Annotated in this window: 1 rRNA gene (cut by a window edge); it reads right to left on the bottom strand. The window is 56.3% G+C overall.

Annotated features, from left to right (window positions below):
* Positions 1-1,397: ribosomal RNA gene (locus ABZ576_RS34165) — 23S ribosomal RNA — on the bottom strand (its annotated part continues 1,790 nt past the right edge of the window); the annotation flags it as partial.

Below are 1,397 nucleotides of genomic sequence, written 5' to 3'. Positions count from 1 at the left end.
GGACAAGCCCTCGGCCTATTAGTACCGGTCACCTCCACACGTTACCGTGCTTCCAGATCCGGCCTATCAACCCAGTCGTCTACTGGGAGCCTTACCCCATCAAGTGGGTGGGAGTCCTCATCTCGAAGCAGGCTTCCCGCTTAGATGCTTTCAGCGGTTATCCCTCCCGAACGTAGCCAACCAGCCATGCCCTTGGCAGAACAACTGGCACACCAGAGGTTCGTCCGTCCCGGTCCTCTCGTACTAGGGACAGCCCTTCTCAAGACTCCTACGCGCACAGCGGATAGGGACCGAACTGTCTCACGACGTTCTAAACCCAGCTCGCGTACCGCTTTAATGGGCGAACAGCCCAACCCTTGGGACCGACTCCAGCCCCAGGATGCGACGAGCCGACATCGAGGTGCCAAACCATCCCGTCGATATGGACTCTTGGGGAAGATCAGCCTGTTATCCCCGGGGTACCTTTTATCCGTTGAGCGACGGCGCTTCCACAAGCCACCGCCGGATCACTAGTCCCGACTTTCGTCCCTGCTCGACCCGTCGGTCTCACAGTCAAGCTCCCTTGTGCACTTACACTCAACACCTGATTGCCAACCAGGCTGAGGGAACCTTTGGGCGCCTCCGTTACCCTTTGGGAGGCAACCGCCCCAGTTAAACTACCCATCAGACACTGTCCCTGATCCGGATCACGGACCCAGGTTAGACATCCAGCACGACCAGACTGGTATTTCAACGACGACTCCACAACCACTGGCGTGGCTGCTTCAAAGTCTCCCAGCTATCCTACACAAGCCGAACCGAACACCAATATCAAACTGTAGTAAAGGTCCCGGGGTCTTTCCGTCCTGCTGCGCGAAACGAGCATCTTTACTCGTAGTGCAATTTCACCGGGCCTATGGTTGAGACAGTCGAGAAGTCGTTACGCCATTCGTGCAGGTCGGAACTTACCCGACAAGGAATTTCGCTACCTTAGGATGGTTATAGTTACCACCGCCGTTTACTGGCGCTTAAGTTCTCAGCTTCGCAACCCCGAAAGGTCACTAACCGGTCCCCTTAACGTTCCAGCACCGGGCAGGCGTCAGTCCGTATACATCGCCTTACGGCTTCGCACGGACCTGTGTTTTTAGTAAACAGTCGCTTCTCGCTGGTCTCTGCGGCCACCCCCAGCTCAGAGCGTAAAGCTCATCACCAAGCGTGGCCCCCCTTCTCCCGAAGTTACGGGGGCATTTTGCCGAGTTCCTTAACCATAGTTCACCCGAACGCCTCGGTATTCTCTACCTGACCACCTGAGTCGGTTTAGGGTACGGGCCGCCATGAAACTCGCTAGAGGCTTTTCTCGACAGCATAGGATCATCCACTTCGCCACAATCGGCTCGGCATCAGGTCTCAGACATATG

The sequence above is a fragment of the Streptomyces sp. NPDC013455 genome, from assembly GCF_040632975.1.
GTDB lineage: Bacteria > Actinomycetota > Actinomycetes > Streptomycetales > Streptomycetaceae > Streptomyces.
This window is presented reverse-complemented; position numbering and strand designations above follow the sequence as displayed.